Source organism: Phenylobacterium sp. CCH9-H3 (assembly GCF_001557235.1).
Lineage (GTDB): Bacteria > Pseudomonadota > Alphaproteobacteria > Caulobacterales > Caulobacteraceae > Phenylobacterium.
Window position 1 is genome coordinate 1 of sequence record NZ_LSJI01000032.1, and the last position, 21,785, is coordinate 21,785.

Below are 21,785 nucleotides of genomic sequence, written 5' to 3' on the forward strand. Positions count from 1 at the left end.
AAAGGGGGTCCCTCTTCGACGCCGATCGGGGGTCCCTTTTGAACGCCGTTTGACAACGGTCGTCATTGTCGGCGGCGAGCTCGGCGCCGACTCCGAGAAGAGTCGAGAGACCGGCGGCCTTGGCAAGATCCCACCAGTGGTAATCGACGCCATCCTGCAGGCCGGCATAGCCTTCGACGTCTGCGCCGGGCTGGCGCTCGAGCACTATCGAACGGCCATTTGGGAAGATCAGTCGATTCCAGACTAGCAGGACGCGGCTTTGACCGAATTGCACATTGTTATCGTACTGGCCGATAATGCGCGTGCCTTGTGGCACGAGCAGAATGCGCCCTGTCGGGCTGTCGTAGATGTTTTCGGTCACCTGAGCGGTGATCTGGCCCGGGAGGTCGGATCGGATGCCGGTTATAAGAGCTGCCGCGATAACTGCGCCGGCCTGAAGTACATTTGGCGACGCTGGAGCAACGACGCGATCGGGCGACACCGTCCGTCGATCGGTCGCTGCGTTCAGGAAAGCGTTCTGACGCTCCTGCGCGGAGGGTGTGGCCGGCGGAGGCGCGAGGCCGAGGCTCGCCAAATCCGGAGCGTGCGGGAGTGCTGGGGCAGCTCCCGCTGCAGCGGGAGCGCCCCGGCTGTCCGATCCGGAGAAGAGGCGGCTGGTCCGCGCGGTCTCGATCTCCTGAAGGCGGCGCTGCTCTTCCGCGCTGATACCGGGGTTGGGCGTGGCGATAACGGGAGCGGGCACCGGCTGTCCGCGATCCTGGGTGCTGAGGATCGGTCGGCCGAGGTCACCGGGAAGGGGCGGACCGAGTTGGGGCACGCCACTGTAATCTCGCGGCAGGCCGGCCAAGCCGTCAGCCGTCGAGCGATTCTCGGTCGAATAGAGTTCGTCGTTGGGCCGACCGGCGTCGCGCGTCTGGAGCGCGTAGAGCAGTGCACCACCAAGGCCGACGCTGGCGACAAGACCAAGGCCGGCGAGGACCTTGCGCGATAGTCGAGTGACGCGGGGCGGTTCGGCGCGCAGACGCATCGGCGCTGGCAAGACCGGCTCGCCGGTCAGGGGCTGTGCATCATCGTCTGGCACTTCCTCATTTGGGGGCGAGTTCGCGCTCACGAGGTGGGCCTCCCGTCGGTTCGGACGATCCTGACGCGCTTCTGCTCGCGACCGGAACCGAACCGCAGTTCCGCCGCCGCGAAGAGTCGATCGACGATCATGTGGTGGCCGCGAACGCGGTAGTTCACCAGTTCTGAGGTGTTGCCCTCGGGCCCGACGACGAAGAGCGGCGGCATCTCGCCCTGACCAATGCCTCGCGGAAACTCGATGAAGACCTGGCGACCGTCGTCGAAGGCGCGCAGTGGGCGCCAAGGAGCGCGGTCACCCTCGATGGCATAGCGGAAATTGACGTTCGCGAGATCGACACCGCTCGCAACCGGTTGAGCGGCCTGCGCGTCGGAATTCTGCCGGCGCAGCGCGATGAGTTGATCCTGCGGATACTGCCAGGACACTGAAGCCATGTAGGTTCGCTCTGTCGACCGCAACTCCATGTGATAGGTGCGCATGTTGGTGTTGATGACCAGGTTCGTCATCAGGTCGGCCCGTGTGGGCTTCACGAGGATGTGGATCTGGCGCGTCGCGCCCGATCCGCTCTCGGTGTCGCCGATGATCCAGCGCACCGTGTCCCCGGCCGCAACAGGGCCTGCGCCGACGAGCTGTTCGCCGGGCTGAAGCGCGATGTCGGTGATCTGACCGACAGCGGTATATACCTGATAGAGCGCGCCTTGCGTCCAGGGATAGACCTGCATGGAGTTGATGAAGCCGTCGCGCACCGGCTGGACGCGGGCCGCCTCATTAGCCTGGTTGACGCGCGCCGTTGGGTTGGCGGGCTCGGGCGCGCGTCGCGTCTCCGGCACACGCTGCAACTGGCCGGGTAGCGGCAGCGGCCGCGGCAGTTCGACCACGGTGACGGGCGCTGGCGGATCGACGGTCTGCACGGCGGGAGCCGCGTTGTCGTAGGAGATCTCGGGCGGTGGGTTCGTGGTGGCGCAGCCCGCGAGCGCAGTTGTCGCCAGCAGGACCATCGGGATTGCGGCTCTGCGGAGAGCCGGGATTACAAGTGCGTGTGAAGCCGGGTTTCCGGCTTTACGGAAAGACGGCTTCATTGCCCAAGCTCCCGTGACCAATTGATGGCGTTGACATAGATGCCGAGCGGGTTTGCCCTCAGCCGATCGGCGTTGCGGGGGACCTGCACGACGATCGTCAGGATCGCGGTCCAGCGCGTGGTCTCGGCGAGCTGGCCGTTCTCATAGCGGCGCTCGACCCAGGCGACGCGGAAGCTGTCGGGCGAGGCGCGGATGACGCTTGAGACATCGACAGCAACCTGCTGTCGGCCGACCCGCGTGAACGGGTCGTTCGAGCGAGCATAGTCGTTGAGCGCCATGGCGCCGCGATCAGTGGTGAAGTCGTACGCCCGTAGCCAGTTCTGGCGCACGATGATCGCGTCCGCCGGGATGCTGCGAACCTGTTCGATGAAGCGCGCGAGATGAAAGGCGATTTGTGGATCGGTGGGCCGGAAGTCGGCCTCGGCGGGTGCGACCGCCTGGGACTGACCCAGTCGATCGACCTGCACGACCCACGGCACGACGGTCCCGCGAGCTGATTGCACGACGAGGGCGGTGGCGAACCCCGCCGTAAGGATCAGCGAGCCGAAAGCCATCAGCCGCCAGTTTTTCGCCTGGATCCTGGAGGCCCCGATCCGATCGTCCCAGACTTGGGCAGCACGTTGATACGGCGTCTCCGGCTCGGGTGCCTTGCCGTAGTGAGTGGATGGTCGTTTGAACATTAGCGGTCGCCTTGAGTCAGATTTACCGAGGAACCGCCGCCATGGGCGTCGCCAGAGCGGACGGCATGAGCCGTGGCCTGGGCGGCGTGAGTCATTTGCTGGGACCGGCGCATTCTCTGCGCCCAAGCCGGCGGCCCGCCAGCGCTCGCAGGCGCCGCGCCATCGCTGGCGGCATCACCCCCTATCGAGCCCATGGTGGACGTTCCGCCTGTCGCTTCGAACGCCGCTTTGCCGCCTGCGTTGAAGCTTGACCTCATTGTGTCGGCAGCGCGCGATGCGGCACGGCGCAGAGGTGAGACAGCCGCGCTGCCGCCTGCACGCGCAACGCCTCCGAGGCCGGAGGCCACCCCGGCCGCGCCGGACTGTCCGGCTGCGCCAAGGCTGTAGGCTGTGGACGCTCCACCCGCGATGGCGGCGCCACCACGAGCTGCGGCTGCCGCACCGCCTGCCAAGGCCGCGCCGCCGGAGGCTGCTGCACCGACGGCGCCGGCGCCAAGAGCGACCACGCCGCCCGCTGCGAGGCCGGTTCCTATCGCCGCGCCTGCACTGAGCTGCGGGCCGCCAGAAACGAGCCCGGTGGCGATTCCGGGACCAAAAATGCCGAGGCCGAGAAGTGACAACGCGGCCAGCACGATCGCCATGGCTTCGTCGATCGACGGATTCTGCCCGCCAAAACCGGAAGTGAACTCTGAGAAGAGCGTTGACCCGATGCCGATGATGACAGCGAGGACCAGAACCTTGATGCCGGAGGAGATGACGTTGCCGAGCACGCGCTCGGCCATAAACGCGGATTTGCCGAACAGGCCGAACGGGATCAGGACGAAGCCGGCGAGCGTCGTCAGCTTGAATTCAATGAGGGTGACGAACAGCTGGATGGCGAGAATGAAGAAGGCGAGCAGGACCAGCGCCCAGGCAAGAAACATGCAGGCAATCTGGATGAAGTTCTCGAAGAACGACCAGTAGCCCATCAGGCTGGAGATGGAGTCGAGCAATGGTCGACCGGCGTCTAGGCCGGTCTGCGCGACTCTTCCCGGGCGCATGAGGTCCGCAGTTGAAAATCCGGTGCCACTCGCCTTCAGCCCGAGACCGGCGAAGCTCTCGAAGACGATACGTGCGAGGTTGTTCCAGTTGCCGATGATGTAGGCGAAGACGCCGACGAAGAGCGTTTTCTTCACCAGCCGCGCCATGATGTCGTCGTCGGCGCCCCAGCTCCAGAACAGTGCCGCGAGCGTCACGTCGATGACGATCAGGGTCGTGGCGATGAAGGCGACCTCTCCGCTAAGCAGGCCGAACCCGCTGTCGATGTAGCGAGTGAAGACCTCGAGGAAGTGGTCGATGACGCCGGTGTTGCCCATGATGCTATCGCGCTTCGTTGATCTGTGGCGTGCTCGGCGCGGTCGGCGCGTGATCTTGCGCGTCTGTCCCTCGTGGTTGAGGGCTGAAGACGTCACCGATGGGTGATGCTACGTCCGGCAAGCGCTCGACGGGACGAGAACCGGGCGCGAGAAAGCGGTGTCGGTTCTCGGCCCAGGCCCGGCGGCAGGCGGGGTCTCGCGGACCTTCTTCACCGAGTGCCTGGCAGCGGATGAGCGCGTCGCGCAGGGGATCCGCAGTTTCTTGAGGCGTTCGTCCGGACGACCAAGCCTCAGGCACTTCCTCTTTCCGGGACATCTCGATCGCGGTCGCGGTGACCGCAACCGCGACGAAAATCACGGCGCCCATCCGAGCGACCAATTTGCCGTCCACGGTCGGTCCCCTCAATTGCCGTTCGGGAACATGCGCGCATTGCCCGGCTGGTAGCCGCTGCCGGGCGTGAGAAAGCGACGGCGCTGCTCACGACCCTGTTCCGCCGCTGCGGCGCGCTCGGCTTCGGATAGGCTCTGAGCGCGCCCGTTAGCGGCGACGACGGCGGTGAGGTCGGCGAGCTGTTGGGCCTGCAGTGCGAGCAGTTGATTGCCGGCCTGCGTCGCCTGCAACGCCCCCGTCGCGCCCTGGCTTTGGCCGATAAGCGCTGACATCTCCGTACGGTTGGTGTCGATGTTGCCGACAACACCCGCCTGGACCCGCATAGCGTCCTGCAGACCACCGACAGTGTTCTGCCAGCGCTCCCGCGCCTGTGTGACGAGCGCCTGATCCGAGGCGGACATCGAGGCATTGCCATAGGTGGTCTGGAATGCTCGGTCGATCTGTTGGACGTTAAGGGCTATCCCCTGCGCCTCGCTCAGAAGCTGTTGCGTCCGCTGAACCGACTGTTGAAGCTGCTGAAGCGAAGAGTGCGGGAGGCTGGCAAGATTGCGCGCCTGATTGATCAGCATCTGAGCTTCGTTCTGAAGCTGAGTGATCTGCTGATTCACCTGCTGGAGGGTCCGCGCCGCAGTGAGGACGTTCTGGGCATAGTTCGTTGGGTCGTAGACGATCCACTGAGCGGCAGCCGGGGTGCTGAGGACCGGTGAAAGTGCGAGCGGGACCGCGAGGAGTGCGGCCGTCACGCGCAGTGCGCGACTGTGGGTTTGAATCAGACGTGTCATGGACGTGCCTCCGGGTCTTGTTGATTGACGTTGGTGAGGTCGGTGATCAGGTCGGCAGCCCAGTCGAGTCGGTTGGCCGCCAGCCACTCGGCGAGGAACCCCTCGGTGCCGCTTCGGGCGTGGACATCGGCGATCATCGCTTGATGCTGTTTGGATGAGGCTGCGCACAGCGCCAGCGCCACATCCGACAGGCCCAGCTCGAACAGGCGATTGCCCCGTCGCGACTGGCAGTAATAGTCTCGCTTGGGCGTTGCCCGCGCGAGGATTTCGATCTGCCGGTCGTTGAGACCGAAGCGGCGGTAAATCGCGGTGATCTGCGGCTCGACCGCGCGCTCGTTCGGCAGGAGGATGCGCGTTTGGCAGCTCTCGATAATCGCCGGCGCTATCGCAGAGCCGTCGATGTCGGAGAGCGACTGGGTGGCGAAGATGACGCTGGCGTTTTTCTTGCGCAGCGTCTTCAGCCATTCGCGGAGTTGTCCGGCGAAGCCGTCGTCGTCGAGGGCGAGCCAACCTTCATCCACGATCAGGAGTGTCGGCCGGCCGTCGAGGCGGTCCTCGATGCGATGGAAGAGATAGGCGAGCACCGCTGCCGCTGCACCGGTGCCGATCAGACCTTCGGTCTCGAAAGCCTGGACATGCGCCTCGCCGAGATGCTCGGCCTCAGCGTCCAACAGCCGGCCATAGGGGCCGCCGACGCAGTAGGGTCGCAGCGCCTGTTTCAGGTCATTGGACTGGAGAAGTACCGACAGCCCGGTCAACGTGCGCTCGGCGACCGGCGCTGACGCCAACGACGAAAGCGCCGACCACAGATGCTCCTTGACCTCGGGCGTGACCGGCACGCTCTCTCGGGAGAGGATCGCGATCAGCCAGTCGGAGGCCCAGGCGCGCTCGGCGACGTCGTCGATGCGGGCGAGCGGCTGGAGCGACACACTCTCCTCGGAACCCTCGGTCAAACCGCCGCCGAGATCATGCCAGTCGCCCTGCATGGCGAGCGCCGCGGCGCGGATCGATCCGCCGAAGTCGAAGGCGAAGACCTGAGATTGTGCATAGCGGCGGAACTGGAGCGCCATGAGTGCGAGAAGCACCGATTTACCGGCGCCGGTCGGCCCGACGATCAGCGTATGACCGACATCGCCGACGTGGATGGAAAGCCGGAACGGGGTCGAGCCCTCCGTTCTGCCGTAAAGCAGTGGGGGTGCATCGAAGTGCTCGTCCCGTTCCGGTCCCGCCCACACCGCTGACAGCGGGATCATGTGAGCGAGATTCAATGTGCTGATGGGCGGCTGGCGGATGTTGGCGTAGACATGCCCGGGGAGTGAGCCCAGCCAGGCGTCGACAGCATTGATGGTCTCAGTCATCGCCGTGAAGTCGCGGCCCTGAATGACCTTTTCCACAAGCCGGAGCTTCTCGGCCGCGACGCGGGGATCATCGTCCCAGACGGTGATGGTCGCGGTCACGTAGGCTTGGCCGGCATAGTCGGCGCCCAGTTCCTGCAGCGCCATATCAGCGTCAGCGGCCTTGTTGGCTGCGTCAGTGTCAACGAGCGCCGATGCCTCGTTGGTCATCACCTCTTTGAGAATGGCGGCGATCGACTTGCGCTTTGCGAACCACTGCCGCCTGATCTTCGTCAGCAGCTTGGTCGCGTCGGTCTTGTCGAGCAGGATCGCTCGGGTCGACCAGCGATAGGGAAAGGCGAGCCGGTTCAGCTCGTCGAGGATGCCGGGCGTCGTCGCGGTCGGGAAGCCGACGATAGTGAGGATGCGTACGTGCGCATCTCCAAGCCGGGGCTCCAGCCCGCCGGTAAGCGGCTGATCGGCGAGCAAAGCGTCGAGGTACATCGGCGTTTCGGGCACGCGGACGCGATGGCGCTTCGTCGAGATCGTCGAATGCAGGTAGGTGAGCGTTTCGGCGTCATCGAGCCATACGCACTCCGGCATGAAGGCGTCTATCAGGTTGAGGATACGGTCGGTGCGATCGACAAAACTTCGGAGCACTTCGCGCGCATCGACGCCGGCATGGTCCCGACCCTCGTAGAGCCAGGTCTCGGCACGGGCGGCATCCTCGGCCGGCGGTAGATAAAGGAATGTGAGGAAGTAGCTGGACTCGAAATGGGCGCCGGCTTCTTCAAAGTCTGCCTTGCGCTCGGCATCGACAAGCGCCGAAGCGCTGTCGGCAAATGTGCTTGCCGGATATGACACCGCGCCATGGCGCTGCGCTTCGACGAATATGGCCCAGCCGGAACCGAGGCGACGGAAGGCGTTGTTCAGCCGGCCAGCGACGGCGACGAGCTCGGCTGGCACTGCGCTGTCGAGGTCAGGACCGCGAAAGCGGGCCGAACGCTGCAGACTGCCGTCTTTGTTGAGGACGACGCCTTCGCCGGCGAGCGCCGCCCAGGGTAGGAAGTCGGCAAGCCGGGTATTCCGATTGCGGTATTCGGATAGGTTCATCACTGCCCGGCTCCTCAAGTCGCCAAGTGGCCGGGGATGCGCAGATGTTTGCGCACGACGTCGACAAATTGCGCATCACGTTTGGCCGCCCAGACGGCGGCGAAGTGGCCGACTGCCCATAGCGCCAGCCCGACCAGCCAAAGGCGAAGGCCCAAGCCAAGCGCGGCGGCCAGGGTGCCATTGAGGATCGCGAGCGAGCGCGGCGCACCGCCGAGCAGGATGTGCTCGGTCAGCGCACGATGAACCGGCACGGAAAAGCCCGGCACGTCCGCGCTATGATCCGCTCCAACGGCCATCAGACAAGCGCCCCGCCGCCGAACGAGAAGAACGACAGGAAGAAGCTCGACGCGGCGAAGGCGATCGACAGGCCGAACACGATCTGGATCAGGCGGCGCGCTCCGCCCGACGTGTCGCCGAAGGCGAGAGTCAGGCCGGTGATGATGATGATCATCACCGCGATGATCTTTGCGACCGGGCCCTCGATCGATTCGAGGATCGACTGCAGAGGAGCTTCCCATGGCATCGACGAACCGGACGCATGAGCGGCAGGTGCGAGGGCTATGGAAATGAAAGTGACGGAAGCCGCCGTGGCGATGTGACGGCGGATGCGCAGGGCATGCTTGATCATTACCTGTCTCCTGAGATGGACGGAATTGTTGGAGTGACGCAGTAGTCACCGTCGGGGCCCATGCCTTCGACGCGGGCAAGCTCGGTCAGGCGGCGCGAGGAGCCGCGGCCGGAGAGCACCGCAACCAGATCAATGGTCTCGGCGATCAGCGCGCGCGGAACCGTGACGACGGCTTCCTGGATGAGTTGCTCCATCCGGCGAAGAGCGCCGATAGCGGTGCCGGCGTGGATCGTGCCGACGCCGCCGGGATGGCCGGTGCCCCAGGCCTTCAGCAGATCGAGCGCCTCTGCACCGCGCACTTCGCCGATCGGGATGCGGTCGGGACGAAGACGCAGCGAGGAACGGACAAGATCGGAGAGAGAAGCGACGCCGTCCTTCGTGCGCATTGCGACCAGGTTTGGCGCGGCGCATTGCAGTTCACGGGTGTCCTCGATCAACACGACGCGATCGGATGTCTTCGATACCTCCGCTAACAGGGCGTTCGTGAGCGTGGTCTTACCGGTGGAGGTGCCGCCGGCGACGAGGATGTTCCGCCTATGAAGAACGGCCTGACGCAGCGTTTCGGCTTGGTCGGACAGCATGATGCCAGCCGCGACATAGTCATCGAGCGTGAACACGGCGACGGCTGGCTTCCGGATCGCGAAAGCCGGCGCTGACACCACCGGCGGCAGAAGGCCCTCAAACCGCTCCCCTGTTTCAGGCAGTTCGGCGGAGACGCGGGGCGCCCCGGCATGAACCTCGGCCCCGACGTGATGTGCGACAAGTCGAACGATGCGTTCGCCGTCGGCTGGAGATAGGCGTTCACCGGTGTCGGAGAGACCTTCCGACAACCGGTCGACCCAGAGCCGCCCGTCGGGGTTGAGCATCACCTCGACGATCGCGGGGTCTTCCAGAAACGTGGCGATCGCCGGGCCGAGCGCAGTGCGCAGCATCCGAGCACCGCGAAGGATCGCCTCCGATTTCTGGTGAGCTGCCGTCACGTCGTCCCCGTTCTTTTGCGGGACCGCCGCGGGCGCCCCTGGATCGGGGATGAGTAGAAGAGGCAGAAATCATGGCGTGACAACAACCATCATGTGGCCGTCGTACTGTGGCGTACAAAGACAGGGAAACGGCGGAACGGTCGAATACTTGTGATACGTCAAACAGTGATTATTCCGCGTCGCGCGCGGGGATGTCTTCCGCGATTTCCTGCCTGAGCTTCGGACCTTGCGCGAGTCGTCTGCCGAGCGCGGTCACGAAGGCTTCGTAGCGCTCCGACGCTTTGGCGCGAGCCGCGACCTGCGCCGGCTCCGGCAACGGCGGGTTGGAGGTCAGCCAGAAGCGGATGAACACGGCGAGCGTCTCGACCGATATTCCCAGATCGCGCTCCATGCGCGCCATGCGTCGGTCGAGCTGGTCAAGCCGCTTCGTCGTCGCGGCCTCCTGACGCTCGGCAGCGTCCGGCGAGAGGAATGAAGCGATACCGGCCTCGGCTACCAGTGACAGGGACAGATCGCGCCGGGCAGCATGGGCTGCGAGCGCCTTCATGACGTCCGGGTCGAGATAGACCGACAGCCGCTGCTTCTTCAAAGGTTTGGTCACCCCCGCCTCCTACAGATCGATGCCATCGCCAGGATCGAGCGATGCCTGCCGAGCGACCTGGCGCATGGTCTGCGTCATGCGGCTGAGGCGCGCAGCATCCTCATCGACGTCGTCGCGAGGATCGATCTCGAATTCGTTGTCGACGATCGCCTTGCGTTCGACGGTTTTCATGCGGCTCAGTTCAGGCTGATGCCGTTGCTCGGAGTCCGTCGGGTCGTCGTCGGCTAGGTTATCTGCCGTAGCTGGCGCACTCAGCACGGGAGGTTCCGGTATGGCGAGCGCGCTCCAATCGTCGGCTCGAGCGCTTGCGGGCTTCGTGAGTGCGGGAGGCGTAAGGATGCGCTCCTGAAGCCGACGATCCTCGTAATAGCGTGCCTTCTTTGCGCGGATAGGCGGGATGCCGGCGACCATGACGATCTCGTCTGACGGCGGGAGCTGCATGATCTCGCCCGGCGTGAGCAATTGCCGTGCAGTCTCCGAGCGCGACACCATCAGGTGGCCGAGCCAGGGCGATAGCCGGTGGCCGGCATAGTTCTTCATGGCCTTCATTTCGGTCGCGGTGCCAAGCGCATCCGAAACGCGCTTCGCAGTTCGCTCGTCGTTGGTGGCGAAGCTGACGCGCACATGGCAGTTATCGAGGATCGAGTTGTTCGGACCGTAGGCTTTCTCGATTTGGTTCAGCGATTGCGCGATGAGGAACGCCTTCAGACCGTAACCCGCCATGAAGGCGAGCGCGCTCTCGAAAAAGTCCAAGCGCCCAAGCGCAGGAAACTCGTCGAGCATGAGCAGCAGCCGATGGCGATTGCCTTTCGCCTGGAGGTCCTCGGTCAGACGGCGGCCGACCTGATTAAGGATCAGGCGGATCAGCGGCTTGGTCCGGTTTATGTCAGATGGCGGCACCACGAGGTAGAGCGTGGTCGGATACTTGCCGCCGACCATGTCGGCGATGCGCCAGTCGCACCGACGGGTAACTGCCGCGACCACGGGATCGCGATACAGGCCGAGGAACGACATCGCTGTCGACAACACCCCGGAGCGCTCGTTATCGGACTTGTTGAGCAGCTCGCGGGCGGCGCTGGCAATCACCGGATGTGGACCGGCCTCGCCGAGATGGGCGGTCTTCATCATCGCCGCGAGCGTCGACTCGATCGGGCGCTTCGGATCGGAGAGGAAGGCGGCGACGCCGGCCAACGTCTTGTCGGCCTCTGCGTACAGGACATGCAGGATCGCGCCGACCAGAAGCGCGTGCGATGTCTTCTCCCAGTGATTTCGCTTTTCGAGCGAGCCTTCCGGGTCGACGAGAATGTCTGCGATGTTCTGCACGTCGCGGACTTCCCATTCGCCGCGGCGCACTTCGAGCAGTGGGTTGTAGGCCGCCGACTTCGCGTTCGTCGGATCGAAGAGCAGCACGCGGCCATGCCGTGCGCGATAGCCGGCGGTGAGCGTCCAGTTCTCGCCCTTGATGTCGTGGACGATCGCCGACCCCGGCCAGGTCAGGAGCGAAGGCACCACCAGGCCCACGCCCTTGCCGGAACGGGTCGGCGCGAAGCACAGCACATGCTCCGGACCGTCATGGCGGAGATACTCGCGCTCATGCCTGCCGAGTACGACTCCGTCGGGGCCGAGCAGTCCTGCCGCCTTCACCTCTTCCGGTCGTGCCCAGCGGGCCGAGCCATAGGTCTCGACATTCTTGGCTTCACGCGCCCGCCATACCGACATGCCGATCGCGACGGCGATGGAGATGAAGCCACCCGACGCGGCGATGTAGGCGCCCTCGACGAAGATCGGCGGCGCATAGGCGTCGTAGAAATACCACCACCAGAAGAAGGCCGGGGGATAATAGATCGGCCATCCGGCCAGTTCGAACCAAGGCTGACCGAGCTGGGGCTGGAAGCCGAGACGGTAGGCTGTCCATTGCGTGGCGCCCCAGGTCGTCATCAAGACGATCAGGAACACGGTGAGGATCTGCCCCCAGAGGATTTTCGTCGCCGACATGGCAGGCACTCCTTTCTTGGTGGGGCTACATGCCGAGGCCGCGATTGCGGCCGAAGCTCCAGTCGACGCCGCCGCCCCCGCGTGAGACCCCGGAGACGTGCTGGCCGAGTTGACGTTCGAGAGACGGCGTCCAGGGCACGAGCTGGAAGCCGAGCCCGTCGTCGATCATGGCGAAGCGGCCCGAGGCGAGCGCAAAGCGTTGCCGATAGGTGCCCGCTACATACTCACCCGTTCCGGCCTTGGTGAATGGCCGGCCGGTTTCGGCCGCGAGCTTCTCGCCGAGCGCTTCGACCTCGCGCTGGCGCAGCGAGTCGATCAGTCCGGGCGAGAAGCTGACGCCACGGGTCTGCCGTTCGGCGAGCCCTTGGTGGATAAGATGCTCGGCGCGTCGGTCCATTGCCTGCCGCACCTCCGCGCCAAAGCCGCCACCACCGAGAGCCACCGGTTCGCGGGCGATGGCCTGCCGGTCGAGCCAGGTGGCGCCGGTCGCATGGACCTGCTGTTCGATATCGAGATCGGATCGAACAGCGAGTGCGACACGGCGGCGGCCCTGCACGTCGTCAAACTTGCGCAGCTCGACGATCGAACCCGGCGCGCTGTCGGCAGCCGCGTCGAGATCGGGGAGCTTAATATGATGGGTTCGCCCGTCGGTGCCGTCGACTACGGCGTAGGCCGTGCCCTTCAGTTCGTTGTCGAGACCGCGATCGACCAGACGCCCGATGACAGGGTCATCGATGCTTTCGCCCGCGAGCACATAGCTTCCGGCGCCACGCTCTATGCCGCGCTCGGTCAGGCCACGATGGATGCGCTTGATGATGTCGCCGCGTTCACCGAGGGCGCGCAGCGTCTTCTCCGCAGTCTCCGAGACAACCCACTGACCGGGACCGACCTGATCGGCGAGATCAAGCGTCTCCAGCTTGCGCAGCCTGCCGACCTTCAACGCGTGGAACTCGTCAGGCTTCTGATCGGGACGTGGCGCGAGGTCGACGATGCCGGTGCGATAGCTGTCGCGGGAGATCTGCCGATCGAGATCGGTCCAGCGTTCCGCCTCGACCTGACGTCCGAGGTTACGACGGATCTCCTGCTCGGTGCGGGGCCCCAGTTCCTGGGTGACGAGGTCTTGCGCGCGGGCGCGCATGCCTTCCTTGATGTAGTCGCGGGAGATTACGAGGTCCTGGCTGTCGTCGGTACGTCCCCGCAGGATGATGTGGACATGGGGATTGTCGGTGTTCCAATGATCGACGCCGACCCAATCGAGCTTGGTGCCGAGGTCCTTTTCCATCTGCCCCATCAGGTCGCGGGCGTATGTCCTGAGGTCGGACATCTCCGTTGCGTCCTCCGGTGAGACGATGAAGCGGAAATGATGGCGGTCGTCCTGGGTTCGCTCAGCGAAGGCCTTCGGATCGGCGTCTCCGGTCTCGGGACCGAACAGCTGGGCCTTCTCCCCGTCCCGGGTAACACCCTCGCGCCGGAGGTAGCTGAGGTGGGCGCTAAGCGGCGCGGCCTTAGCGGTGTGCCGCACGACGCGCGTCTTGATAACCACGTTGCGCGACCGGCTGGTCAGGAGCCGGTTTGCCTGCACTGTCGCGCGTTGTCCGCGACCGAACCGCGAGCGATTGCTCGTGGTGATCTGGCCGGAGCGCGAGATGCGGCCGCCAGCCCGCTGTGCGGCCGCAAGTGCCTGAGCGATGAAGGGCCGTGCCTGTTGCGCGCGTGTCGAGCGGATGCGGCCAGGCCGGATGCGGAAATCGTCCTCGCCGCTCATCGCCAAAGCTCCGCACATCGCGCAAAGCGAAGGAACCACTTGGAAAAATGGCGATTGCGCAGGCTGCGCCAGTTGGGCGCACCTCGCGCAAATGCGCCATAAGTCCCTGAAAACACACGACCGCACCAAGCCGCACATCGCCGGCTTTTATCTCGCCATCGTTCGGTTGTGCTGACTGCTCCCCCTCCGCAGACTGCCCATCTCCCGCCAAGGCACGCCACGGTACGCACGGGTGCGAACGCGGTCATCGCGGTCCCCCGGAAACGCTGCGCGTAACGAAAAGGCCATCGGTGGGCGAAGCCACGGGGCCTTGATCGCGCACCGGGGCCGCCGCCGTGGCGGTGTCCGGCTTGCCGTCAGACTGCAACGGCACGGCAGCCTCTCTGCCGGCCGACTGTACGACGAAGAGCGGCGCTCTCGTCCAAGTTAGCGGATCGGCGGCCGCCACCATGACAGGGCCGGTGAGTTCACCGCCCCCGACGATGGGGGCGAGCGTCGCGACATAGGCGCGCGTTTCGGCCGGCAATGGGCGGCCGGCGAGATACTCTTCGTAGCGGCCCGGACCCGCGTTGTACGCCGCCAAAAACCCCGGCGATCCGTAGCGGTCGTGCATCTCGCGCAGATATGCAGCACCCGCCAGAATGTTGTCCCGGGGGTCGTAGGGGTTGCCGCCGAGCCGATGCCGGACGCGCAACTCCTCCCACGTGGCGGGCATGATTTGCATCAGGCTCATTGCGCCGGCCGACGAGATCGCGCGCACATCGCCCGCGCTTTCGACGCGCATGACGGCACGAATCCACGTTTCTGGAACGCCAAACCGCTGAGACGCCTCTGCGATGTACGCGCCATAGGGATCGCTGCGTGATGGCTGCTCGACCTGCGCCTGCTGGGCGCAGGCAGTGCTCGCGGCGGATCCGGCGAGGACCAGGCCGGAAAGGAGAAGGAGAGCTGCACGTCGGAGGGCGATCCTCCCTCCGACGACAGGTTTGATGCGTGTGGCGGGCATCGTTCAGTCCAGCTCGCCGCGCTTTGGCGGGCGGTTCCAGTGCAGGGCCCAGGCGGACTTGTCGTCGGCCGACTGGAACAGGTTGGCGCGGATCGGATGTTCGAAGGTCGGATCGTCAAGCTGCAGCGAGACGTATTCGCCGGCCTTCTCGCCGGTGCGCTTCCAGCCCGCGCCGATCTCCGCGCCGGTCTCGTTGCTCATGGTGTCGAGCACATGGACGCGGTAGTCGGGCGCGTTCTCAGCTTCGGATGGCTCGGCCGCGACGATGATGATGTCCTGGTGCAGGGAAAGTGTCGTCAGATGGCCGATGAAGCCATCATTCTCGCGCATGAATTGACCGATCACGGGCATTGTTCGTCTCCTTAAGATTGCGGTGGACAGGGTCATGGGCGCGCCGTCACCGCGTCGGCGCGCGCCAGACGAAGCGGCCATCGCCGTCCTCGTCGGTGTAGAGAGGGGTGGCCCGGCCGATCACGGCGGTGGCCGGAAGCGGGCCGAAGTAGCGGCCGTCGAGACTGTCGCGGACCTGCCAGTTCATCAGGAACAACTCTCCAGCCGCGACCAAGCGGCAGCCCTGCCAAACGGGGAGCGGGCGACCGCGACGATCGCGATCGAGGGCGTCGCCGATCGGCAGGCCGTCGACCGTGATGGCGAGCCCGGTCCGGCAAACCCGTTGACCCGGGAGCGCGGCGACGCGCTTCAAGAGCGGCACGCCGCGTGGCAGGTAGTCGCCATCGGACAGGAATGTTGCGAGCGGCTCGGGCGCGTCGACCGCCACCAGATCGGTCACGTCGAGGGCGCCCACATCGCCGATTGTGTAGAAGCCGACCGGCGTGCTGGCTGAAGCGTTCCAGATGAGGCGCGGCGCGAATGAGGCGATCGAGGCGAGGCCGAGAAGCGATACGGCCGCCGTCGTGACGATGGCGTAGGAGAGCCGGGTCATGCGCCGATCTCCCGACGTAGGAGAAAGGCCTGGTGCTGTCGCAGGCCGTAGGCGCGCGGCGCTTCGCCGACAGTCAGCCGGTTGTGGACGTGACGCCAATGATCCGGCGAGACCTCGATCGGGTCGATGCCGCGCGCCTCGATCGCGTCGATGGCTTGGAGCATGCGCTCCACCTTCGGCCAGCCGTCGACGCGCAAGAGGATGTCCGCGCCGGGCGTGACGGTCGGCATCGTCTGGCACGGCGCAGCAGGCTCAACAGCACGCAGGATGTCGAGGCGCGAGAGCACGGTCCCGTGCTCATTTGCGGCCCATCGGACCAGCGCAAAGATACTTCCGGGAGGGAAGAAGAGGATGCGTCGGCGCCGGTCGAGGATCTGTTCGCGTAGCTCGCGACCGAACCGTATCCATTGCTCCGTTCGCTTCTCGACCCAAGTAAGTTCGACCTGGGTGAGAGTGTCGGCCGGCAGCTCGATGGCGGCGCGGCCGACGCGCATTGGCGCGGCGACATGGCCGGTCATGATCCTTCTCCTGAGGGGGGTGGGAATTCGCGCTCGAACAGCGCGCGCAGCATGTCGGCGACGGTCTGACCGCGCTGGAAGGCGGCAATCTTGATGCGGCCGCGCATATCCGCAGTCACGTCGATCGTCAGTCGCGCCGAGAAGTCCTCGCCGGCTTGTGCGCGCGGGTGGTGGCGCTCGGGCGCCTTGATCCAGCTCTCCGGATCGACCGGACGCGCCGCGAAGCTGCGTTTCGGGGACCGCGCGCTCATGCGCCGATCCTCGCGACTTCCGCCGCGAGCGCGGCGATCTCGCGCGCGCCAGGGCAATCCTCGTCCTGCTCGGCGGCGAGCCGGCCGGTCTGCACGACATCGGCGAAGACGATGCGCTGGCCGATCGTGGTCGAGAGCAAGGGCGGGTCGTGATCCGCGAGCGTTTCGGCGGTCTCGCGCGCCAACACGGTGCGAGCCGCGCAGCGGTTCAGCACGAAGCGGGCGGCGAGCTGCGGGCGGTAGATGCGTGCCTCCCCGAGCAGCGAGAGCATTTCGGCGGAGGCCCAGCCATCGAGCGGCGACGGCTGCACCGGAATGAGCACGAGATCGGCCGCGAGCAGCGCCGAGCGCATCAGCCCAGCGACGCGCGGCGGGCCGTCGATGACGACATGGTCAACGTCGCGGGCCAACTCCGGCGCTTCGCGGTGGAGCGTGTCGCGGGCCAGGCCGACGACACCGAACAGTCGCTCCAACCCCTCTCGGCTGCGCTGCTGCGACCAGTCGAGCGCCGAACCCTGGGGGTCGGCGTCGATCAGCGTCACGCGCTGTCCACGGCGAGCCCATTCGCCGGCGAGGTGCAGGGCGAGCGTCGTCTTCCCGACGCCGCCCTTCTGGTTGAGCAGCGCGACGATCATGACGGTCTCCCGGCGATCGGGGACTCGTCCACAGCGGCCGAAAAGCACGGTCGCGTTAGAAAGATTCCGTAGGAATCTAGGTTAGATAAGTTACAGGGCTTGCAAGTCGCTGATTCAGCGCGAGGATTCGTCGAATCCGGTCCCCGATAGCACGAGACTTCGGTCCCCGATGGCACGATAGTGCCGGTCCCCGATAGCACGAGACGATTCACAGCTTATCCCCAGGGCGAGTTTTCGAGCGGCGACGGCGGCGCGGAATGCCAAGCGCGTCGGGATCGGTGGGTGCGAAGGACAGGATGTCGGGACCGCCGACGCACTGCTCGATGGTGAGCTGATACCCGGGGAGCGGCTGCCGGCGGACGATCTCGCGGAGGTCGTAGGCAAAGTGCTTGAGCGGCGAGAGGCTACCCGACTTTGCATGGAGGTGCGGAAAGTCGAAGCTCCAGCCGAACTCCTGCTTGCCGCCGTGCTTGCGCACCAGGCGGTACAGCCAGCGCTCCAGCCCTCCGGTCAGGCCGAAGTAGTTGCGGTCGATGGTGAGCACCAGCGCGTCGTCGAGCACTGCGCTGTAAAACCAGTCGGGAACGATGAGTTCGAGGCCGAGCGGCCTGCCGCGTTGGTCGGCTCGTTCCTTCCACTCGTTGATCCAGGAGAACCGGTGCATCCGACGCTCTGTCGGCTGGCGGATCGAGGTCGCGACGGTCGTCGACTGCAGTCGGTCGAGTGCGGCCTTGAGCCGATCGTAATCCCGCAGCGATACGCCGCGGCCGATGAAGTTCAGGATTTCATACGGGGTCGTGGCCATCAGCCGCGATGGCTGGAGCCCCACGTCGCGAGCCTCGACGATCTGTGAGGCGGCCCAGATGAGGATGTCGGCGTCCCAGATCGTCGCCATGCCATGCTCGGGCACTGCCTCGACACGGATCTTGACCGAGCCGGCCTTGAAGTCGATCGGCGCAAGCCGCTTCGACTTGGCGAGCGAGAAGAATGGATAGGCCATCAGGTCCTGCGCATCGCGAGGCGCCAAGTCACCGGGCAGCGCCCGGAAGAGGTCGAGTTGCGCTCTCTCGTCGCTGCGTTGATGGCGGGACGACATCACGGAGACCGGATCAGCGAAGGCCGGAAGTGCCGGCGTTGCGGCCTTGGGAGGCCGCAGCTTTCGCAGGAGCGACGATGCCGCCACGCGGATCCGAGGTCGAGGTCACCAAGCCGCGATCGGCCCACGCCTGCAGGTCGGTCAGCGAATAGACCACCCGTCCACCGAGCTTCCGGTAGGTCGGTCCGGTGCCATATGTTCGGTGCTTTTCGAGCGTGCGCTCCGACAGCCCGAGAAAGCGCGCGGCTTCCTCTGTCCTGAGGTAGCGTGGCGGCATGGGGGCGGCCGTTTCGTCCATGATCGAACCTCCGTGGTTTCGCGGCGCCTGCCTCGGACAGGCGGCGGATTGCGGTCACGGTGGCGCGATTGCGGCGGTCGGCACGATGTCGAAGTAAAGGAGATAAGTTCGACACCCTTTGGGGGGTCAGCGGTCTCGGCGTGGCCGACGCAAGATCGAACGATAGCCGCCCTGGACGAGCTTCGCGCCGTCTCTAGCCAGGCGAATGGTCGTCTCGCGGATTGCGCTGCCTACCCACGAGGCTGCGTCGTGATCATGTTTGGGAAAGACGGCGTCGGCGATTGCACGATACGTCGCTCCGGATGCCCGACCGTCGAGGACGCGCAGCATTTCGCGCGCCCGCTTTTGTCGGGATCGGGTGATACGCGGATCCGGCGGGACGGTTTTTCCAGCGAGAGCCGCCCAAAAACGAGCCAGCGCGCTCAGGCGGTCGGGCGTAAGCTCATCGAGAAGGACCATGGCCGCGAGACTTCCGGCACCGTCGCGGAAAGAAGCGTCGAACTTTTCGCCCCGGATCTGAAGGCGCAGCATCTCGCCATCGATGCCATTTATGGCCTGCGCCCTGATGAAATCGTCAAGTGAGGGAGGCGTGTGAGCCGTCGGGATTTTGCCGAGGACGACGATCGATGGATCGAAGTGGGCGTCCCAAAAGACTGGAGAGACGATTGCAGATGCAGAAGGGTCTGCCGGGAAATCGCAACCCCCATCGGGATGTAAACTCCCGGGTCAGTTCTTCGGTGTTGTCGCCTGCCTGGAGGAATTCGTCGTATGATCGCCGGTACTCGGTGTTTCTCCGCAAAAACTCCCAGGCAAGATCTCCGGGAGACAGAGCATCGACATAGTCGTAAGCGGCCTCTGACCGCCAAGAATCTTCTTCAGACATCCTCCACAGCCTCCGCAGTTTTAGCGCGCGAATTGAGCTGCGGACACGATTCCAAGTTGTGTGAGGGCTGGGAATAACGAAGGCGGAGCAACGTGATGCGAAACCTGCATCACGTTCAGTTCACGCGGCCGGCCAGCAAACCGCTATAGCCGTTCTTCGTCATCCACTTTGCGCGCGCGAGATGCGAGCGGTGAACGCGCTCGGCACGCTCGGGCTCGGCGTTCACCGAAATCCCGAAAATCGTCTCGACGACGTCTGCCCAGGAAGCGCCTTGCGCTTCGGCATCCAGCAAACGCAGGTAAAGCTTCACATTGGCCGCGTCATACGCGGTCGGCGTCGCGCTGCTTGGCGGTTCATCAAGAAATAAGCTTGTAGTCACGGCGTTCCCCGGCGCGGATATCCATCCATACTGGAGCATTTTGTTAACGATCTTACGAGCGAGCTTCTAGCGCAACCCGATGAGAGGGGCGTTTGCGAGTTCGCTCCTCGCGTGCCGTCAGGCTTGCCCTTTGCGATCAACCACCATCACTCCCACACCACGGTCGGAGCTCAGGAACACGACGCCATTCTGTTCGAAAGCGCGCCTGACCTCATCCCGCGTGCTCTCGTACACCTCGAGGCCACTGGCGGACTCGAGGCGCTTGAGGGCGGTCAGAGATACGCGAGCCTTGTCAGCGAGCGTCTCCTGTGTCCAACCCAGCAACGCGCGCGCGGCCCGTGATTGTCGGGCGGTGATCATGCATGATCACCTCCCACTCGGACCTACGCGCACGCCAGAACTACGACTATAATAGTCGCCCTATGCCAGTTTGGCCACCGCAAAGCCGACCGGGCAAACGTCAGCTGATTCGGTTGCCAGAAAGCTGAAAGGCCCCGACCTTCTGGCCGGGGCCTTGCGCGGAGGCCTCAGTCGCCGCGCCGCCCGCTCGGGCGGGACCAGATCAGCGAGAAGGTATCGCCGTCCTCGTCGTCGAAGAGGTTGGCGTAGATCGGGGCGTTGAAGCTCGGATCGTCGAGCTTGAGGCCGAGATAGTCGCGGCCCTCGTTGGAGCGCTTCGACCAGGCGGCGCCGATCTCGGCGCGGCCCACCAGGACGCGGTGGCTGGGAGCGTTCTCGCCAGTGGCGCGGGTATCGGGGACGATGCGCACGCCCTTGGCCTGGACGCTGAGGGTGACGATTTCGCCGGTGAACTCGTTCGAGCCGGTCTTCTTGAAGGTGCCGATGGTCGCCATTGTAATTCTCCGTTTTCCGTTCCCGAGCCCGCACCATTGCGGCCTCGATGGCGATCGGCAGGCCGGAGGCGGTCGACGGCGCACCCCGAAGGGGCCTGACAGCTTAGGAGGGCTTTCTTGTCTCGCGAGGAATGACGGCGCAGCCGGCAGGGGAAGAAAGTTCGACGCGGCTGTTGCGTCATAGGCGATCGAGGCGAAGCCGTACTTCGGCCAGATCAGGCCATTGAAGAGGCCGTTTGGAGCGGTCTAGGCACGGTCAGATAACGGAGAAGATGGCGACCCTCCCGCATCGGCAAGTTGGCGCAGGGTGTGCGCAGCGGCTTCGTTCCCCATCGACAGGCATTGCTCCAGCATCTCCGTCCACTGCCACCGGGAGTGTCTCTGCCTTCGGTGCACGGACGGATGCGCTGCCGGTGTTGCCCAAAGCGCTCCCCCGCGGGTTGCTTTTCGGGGCGATGAACAATCAGCACCCACCGCTTCATCTGCAACCTCGGAGGCTACGAGGATATGCTTTGTTCGGTGCTGTTCCGGTCCGCCGAGACGACGTCGACAAAGATCATGCCCGAGTAAGGTCCGGGCTGGATGGGCTGGGAGTCGCCACTAGTCCAGCGACCCGGAGGAAGGCGGTGATCCCGACCGCGACGGCCCCGAAGATCGAAAACGCCATCTGCCACGCTTCCGACGGCATCAGGTGCTTCACGATGCCATGGGTGGCATGAAAACCCGCGATCGCCGCCGGGGCGACGAAGGCGATCGCCACGACGAGTTTCAGCCACATCGAGCGGACGAAGGCGATCAGGAGGTGCCCGATGGCGAGCGTCATCGCCGCCGCGAGCGCGCCCACGACGACAGCGCCGGCAATGCCGGCGCCGCCTTCGTTGGCCCAGGCGCCCGTCGTCACGCCGACGAAGGCGGGCAGAGCGAAAACGGCCAAGGTGAACACCAGCCAGCAGAGCAGGCCGACGGCGAAGAGGGATGCGAGTATGGCAAAGACGATCATGGCAGTGGTTTCCAATCGTTCATGGCTGACGATCGCGCCTCCACCACCACCACAGCGCGCCTGAAGTATAGCGAATGACAAGCCGGGTGCGAATTCCACGCGATCGCGGGCACGAATTCCACGGCAAGGTGGGCGCGGATT

General features: G+C 65.1%; 27 protein-coding genes. All 27 read right to left on the minus strand.

Annotated features, from left to right (window positions below; translation table 11 throughout):
* On the minus strand, positions 1–1,111 hold a 1,111-nt coding region (locus AX721_RS26640), incomplete at its 3' end, for a TrbI/VirB10 family protein (protein WP_156466971.1).
* Entirely contained in the window at positions 1,108–2,157 is a 1,050-nt protein-coding gene (gene trbG, locus AX721_RS02470; RefSeq protein ID WP_058454256.1) for a P-type conjugative transfer protein TrbG, read from the minus strand. The genes trbG and AX721_RS26640, both read right to left, overlap by 4 nt.
* Positions 2,154–2,837, minus strand: a complete 684-nt coding sequence (trbF, locus tag AX721_RS02475; RefSeq protein ID WP_024350821.1) for a conjugal transfer protein TrbF — start codon at positions 2,835–2,837, stop codon at positions 2,154–2,156. The genes trbG and trbF overlap by 4 nt, the downstream gene beginning before the upstream one ends.
* Entirely contained in the window at positions 2,837–4,192 is a 1,356-nt protein-coding gene (trbL, locus tag AX721_RS02480) for a P-type conjugative transfer protein TrbL (protein ID WP_024350822.1), read from the minus strand. Before trbL ends, trbF begins: the two co-directional genes overlap by 1 nt.
* Before the next feature lie 4 nt (positions 4,193–4,196).
* Positions 4,197–4,583 (minus strand): putative entry exclusion protein TrbK-alt, encoded by a 387-nt coding sequence (gene trbK-alt / locus AX721_RS26645; protein WP_070154328.1) that lies wholly within the window; start codon positions 4,581–4,583, stop codon positions 4,197–4,199.
* A gap of 11 nt (positions 4,584–4,594) precedes the next feature.
* Positions 4,595–5,365: a P-type conjugative transfer protein TrbJ gene (trbJ, locus tag AX721_RS02485; RefSeq protein WP_029660577.1), complete on the minus strand. Its 771-nt coding sequence runs from the start codon at positions 5,363–5,365 to the stop codon at positions 4,595–4,597.
* Positions 5,362–7,815: a conjugal transfer protein TrbE gene (gene trbE, locus AX721_RS02490; protein WP_058454255.1), complete on the minus strand. Its 2,454-nt coding sequence runs from the start codon at positions 7,813–7,815 to the stop codon at positions 5,362–5,364. Before trbE ends, trbJ begins: the two co-directional genes overlap by 4 nt.
* A gap of 11 nt (positions 7,816–7,826) precedes the next feature.
* The gene (locus tag AX721_RS02495; RefSeq protein ID WP_027297074.1) at positions 7,827–8,108 is read right to left on the minus strand and encodes a VirB3 family type IV secretion system protein; all 282 of its coding nucleotides are present in this window, start codon (positions 8,106–8,108) and stop codon (positions 7,827–7,829) included.
* Complete coding sequence (locus AX721_RS02500; RefSeq protein ID WP_024350826.1) at positions 8,108–8,440, minus strand: TrbC/VirB2 family protein; 333 nt, start codon at positions 8,438–8,440, stop codon at positions 8,108–8,110. Before AX721_RS02500 ends, AX721_RS02495 begins: the two co-directional genes overlap by 1 nt.
* Entirely contained in the window at positions 8,440–9,372 is a 933-nt protein-coding gene (gene trbB, locus AX721_RS02505; protein WP_231754695.1) for a P-type conjugative transfer ATPase TrbB, read from the minus strand. Before trbB ends, AX721_RS02500 begins: the two co-directional genes overlap by 1 nt.
* A gap of 217 nt (positions 9,373–9,589) precedes the next feature.
* Positions 9,590–10,021, minus strand: coding sequence for a hypothetical protein (locus AX721_RS02510; RefSeq protein ID WP_024350828.1), 432 nt, complete (start codon positions 10,019–10,021; stop codon positions 9,590–9,592).
* Positions 10,022–10,030: 9 nt separating this feature from the next.
* On the minus strand, positions 10,031–12,016 hold the full coding sequence (locus AX721_RS02515; RefSeq protein WP_058454253.1) for a conjugal transfer protein TraG: 1,986 nt from the start codon (positions 12,014–12,016) through the stop codon (positions 10,031–10,033).
* A 25-nt stretch (positions 12,017–12,041) separates the two neighbouring features.
* A complete protein-coding gene (locus AX721_RS02520) occupies positions 12,042–13,781 on the minus strand; it encodes a VirD2 family relaxase/mobilization nuclease (protein ID WP_058454252.1) in 1,740 nt (579 codons plus the stop codon).
* 244 nt (positions 13,782–14,025) lie between these two features.
* Entirely contained in the window at positions 14,026–14,787 is a 762-nt protein-coding gene (locus tag AX721_RS02525) for a lytic transglycosylase domain-containing protein (RefSeq protein ID WP_058454251.1), read from the minus strand.
* A gap of 3 nt (positions 14,788–14,790) precedes the next feature.
* Positions 14,791–15,138 carry a DUF736 domain-containing protein gene (locus tag AX721_RS02530; RefSeq protein WP_058454250.1) on the minus strand — a complete coding sequence of 116 codons (348 nt, stop codon included), beginning with the start codon at positions 15,136–15,138 and terminating at the stop codon, positions 14,791–14,793.
* Between the two features lie 46 nt (positions 15,139–15,184).
* Positions 15,185–15,730, minus strand: coding sequence for a S26 family signal peptidase (locus tag AX721_RS02535; RefSeq protein WP_058454249.1), 546 nt, complete (start codon positions 15,728–15,730; stop codon positions 15,185–15,187).
* Positions 15,727–16,248: a DUF2840 domain-containing protein gene (locus tag AX721_RS02540; RefSeq protein WP_058454248.1), complete on the minus strand. Its 522-nt coding sequence runs from the start codon at positions 16,246–16,248 to the stop codon at positions 15,727–15,729. The genes AX721_RS02535 and AX721_RS02540 overlap by 4 nt, the downstream gene beginning before the upstream one ends.
* Positions 16,245–16,499 (minus strand): hypothetical protein, encoded by a 255-nt coding sequence (locus AX721_RS02545; protein ID WP_058454247.1) that lies wholly within the window; start codon positions 16,497–16,499, stop codon positions 16,245–16,247. Before AX721_RS02545 ends, AX721_RS02540 begins: the two co-directional genes overlap by 4 nt.
* Positions 16,496–17,134, minus strand: coding sequence for a ParA family partition ATPase (parA, locus tag AX721_RS02550; RefSeq protein ID WP_027297065.1), 639 nt, complete (start codon positions 17,132–17,134; stop codon positions 16,496–16,498). Before parA ends, AX721_RS02545 begins: the two co-directional genes overlap by 4 nt.
* Before the next feature lie 208 nt (positions 17,135–17,342).
* A complete protein-coding gene (locus tag AX721_RS02555; RefSeq protein WP_058454246.1) occupies positions 17,343–18,230 on the minus strand; it encodes a replication initiator protein A in 888 nt (295 codons plus the stop codon).
* Between the two features lie 13 nt (positions 18,231–18,243).
* On the minus strand, positions 18,244–18,528 hold the full coding sequence (locus AX721_RS02560) for an AlpA family transcriptional regulator (protein ID WP_024350838.1): 285 nt from the start codon (positions 18,526–18,528) through the stop codon (positions 18,244–18,246).
* Between the two features lie 126 nt (positions 18,529–18,654).
* Positions 18,655–19,059: a DUF2285 domain-containing protein gene (locus AX721_RS26650; protein WP_082657578.1), complete on the minus strand. Its 405-nt coding sequence runs from the start codon at positions 19,057–19,059 to the stop codon at positions 18,655–18,657.
* Positions 19,060–19,102: 43 nt separating this feature from the next.
* Positions 19,103–19,411: a transcriptional regulator domain-containing protein gene (locus tag AX721_RS28720; protein ID WP_072492857.1), complete on the minus strand. Its 309-nt coding sequence runs from the start codon at positions 19,409–19,411 to the stop codon at positions 19,103–19,105.
* A gap of 115 nt (positions 19,412–19,526) precedes the next feature.
* Complete coding sequence (locus tag AX721_RS02570; RefSeq protein ID WP_058454244.1) at positions 19,527–19,829, minus strand: DNA -binding domain-containing protein; 303 nt, start codon at positions 19,827–19,829, stop codon at positions 19,527–19,529.
* Positions 19,830–19,907: 78 nt separating this feature from the next.
* Positions 19,908–20,150, minus strand: coding sequence for a helix-turn-helix transcriptional regulator (locus tag AX721_RS02575; RefSeq protein WP_027297061.1), 243 nt, complete (start codon positions 20,148–20,150; stop codon positions 19,908–19,910).
* A 167-nt stretch (positions 20,151–20,317) separates the two neighbouring features.
* Positions 20,318–20,644, minus strand: coding sequence for a DUF736 domain-containing protein (locus tag AX721_RS02580; RefSeq protein WP_027297060.1), 327 nt, complete (start codon positions 20,642–20,644; stop codon positions 20,318–20,320).
* 556 nt (positions 20,645–21,200) lie between these two features.
* The coding region (locus tag AX721_RS02585) for a hypothetical protein (RefSeq protein ID WP_231754696.1) at positions 21,201–21,785 on the minus strand (585 nt) is incomplete at its 5' end.

What these genes read in the sequence shown, in the direction of transcription:
- trbG (WP_058454256.1), bottom strand. Translation starts at nt 2,157, where the DNA reads ATGAAGCCGTCTTTCCGTAAAGCCGGAAACCCGGCTTCACACGCACTT.
- trbF (WP_024350821.1), bottom strand. Translation starts at nt 2,837, where the DNA reads ATGTTCAAACGACCATCCACTCACTACGGCAAGGCACCCGAGCCGGAG.
- trbL (WP_024350822.1), bottom strand. Translation starts at nt 4,192, where the DNA reads ATGGGCAACACCGGCGTCATCGACCACTTCCTCGAGGTCTTCACTCGC.
- trbJ (WP_029660577.1), bottom strand. Translation starts at nt 5,365, where the DNA reads ATGACACGTCTGATTCAAACCCACAGTCGCGCACTGCGCGTGACGGCC.
- AX721_RS02495 (WP_027297074.1), bottom strand. Translation starts at nt 8,108, where the DNA reads ATGGCCGTTGGAGCGGATCATAGCGCGGACGTGCCGGGCTTTTCCGTG.
- AX721_RS02500 (WP_024350826.1), bottom strand. Translation starts at nt 8,440, where the DNA reads ATGATCAAGCATGCCCTGCGCATCCGCCGTCACATCGCCACGGCGGCT.
- trbB (WP_231754695.1), bottom strand. Translation starts at nt 9,372, where the DNA reads ATGCTGCGCACTGCGCTCGGCCCGGCGATCGCCACGTTTCTGGAAGAC.
- AX721_RS02515 (WP_058454253.1), bottom strand. Translation starts at nt 12,016, where the DNA reads ATGTCGGCGACGAAAATCCTCTGGGGGCAGATCCTCACCGTGTTCCTG.
- AX721_RS02520 (WP_058454252.1), bottom strand. Translation starts at nt 13,781, where the DNA reads ATGAGCGGCGAGGACGATTTCCGCATCCGGCCTGGCCGCATCCGCTCG.
- AX721_RS02525 (WP_058454251.1), bottom strand. Translation starts at nt 14,787, where the DNA reads ATGCCCGCCACACGCATCAAACCTGTCGTCGGAGGGAGGATCGCCCTC.
- AX721_RS02530 (WP_058454250.1), bottom strand. Translation starts at nt 15,138, where the DNA reads ATGCCCGTGATCGGTCAATTCATGCGCGAGAATGATGGCTTCATCGGC.
- AX721_RS02535 (WP_058454249.1), bottom strand. Translation starts at nt 15,730, where the DNA reads ATGACCCGGCTCTCCTACGCCATCGTCACGACGGCGGCCGTATCGCTT.
- AX721_RS02540 (WP_058454248.1), bottom strand. Translation starts at nt 16,248, where the DNA reads ATGACCGGCCATGTCGCCGCGCCAATGCGCGTCGGCCGCGCCGCCATC.
- AX721_RS02545 (WP_058454247.1), bottom strand. Translation starts at nt 16,499, where the DNA reads ATGAGCGCGCGGTCCCCGAAACGCAGCTTCGCGGCGCGTCCGGTCGAT.
- parA (WP_027297065.1), bottom strand. Translation starts at nt 17,134, where the DNA reads ATGATCGTCGCGCTGCTCAACCAGAAGGGCGGCGTCGGGAAGACGACG.
- AX721_RS02555 (WP_058454246.1), bottom strand. Translation starts at nt 18,230, where the DNA reads ATGTCGTCCCGCCATCAACGCAGCGACGAGAGAGCGCAACTCGACCTC.
- AX721_RS02560 (WP_024350838.1), bottom strand. Translation starts at nt 18,528, where the DNA reads ATGGACGAAACGGCCGCCCCCATGCCGCCACGCTACCTCAGGACAGAG.
- AX721_RS26650 (WP_082657578.1), bottom strand. Translation starts at nt 19,059, where the DNA reads ATGCTGCGCCTTCAGATCCGGGGCGAAAAGTTCGACGCTTCTTTCCGC.
- AX721_RS28720 (WP_072492857.1), bottom strand. Translation starts at nt 19,411, where the DNA reads ATGTCTGAAGAAGATTCTTGGCGGTCAGAGGCCGCTTACGACTATGTC.
- AX721_RS02570 (WP_058454244.1), bottom strand. Translation starts at nt 19,829, where the DNA reads ATGCTCCAGTATGGATGGATATCCGCGCCGGGGAACGCCGTGACTACA.
- AX721_RS02575 (WP_027297061.1), bottom strand. Translation starts at nt 20,150, where the DNA reads ATGATCACCGCCCGACAATCACGGGCCGCGCGCGCGTTGCTGGGTTGG.
- AX721_RS02580 (WP_027297060.1), bottom strand. Translation starts at nt 20,644, where the DNA reads ATGGCGACCATCGGCACCTTCAAGAAGACCGGCTCGAACGAGTTCACC.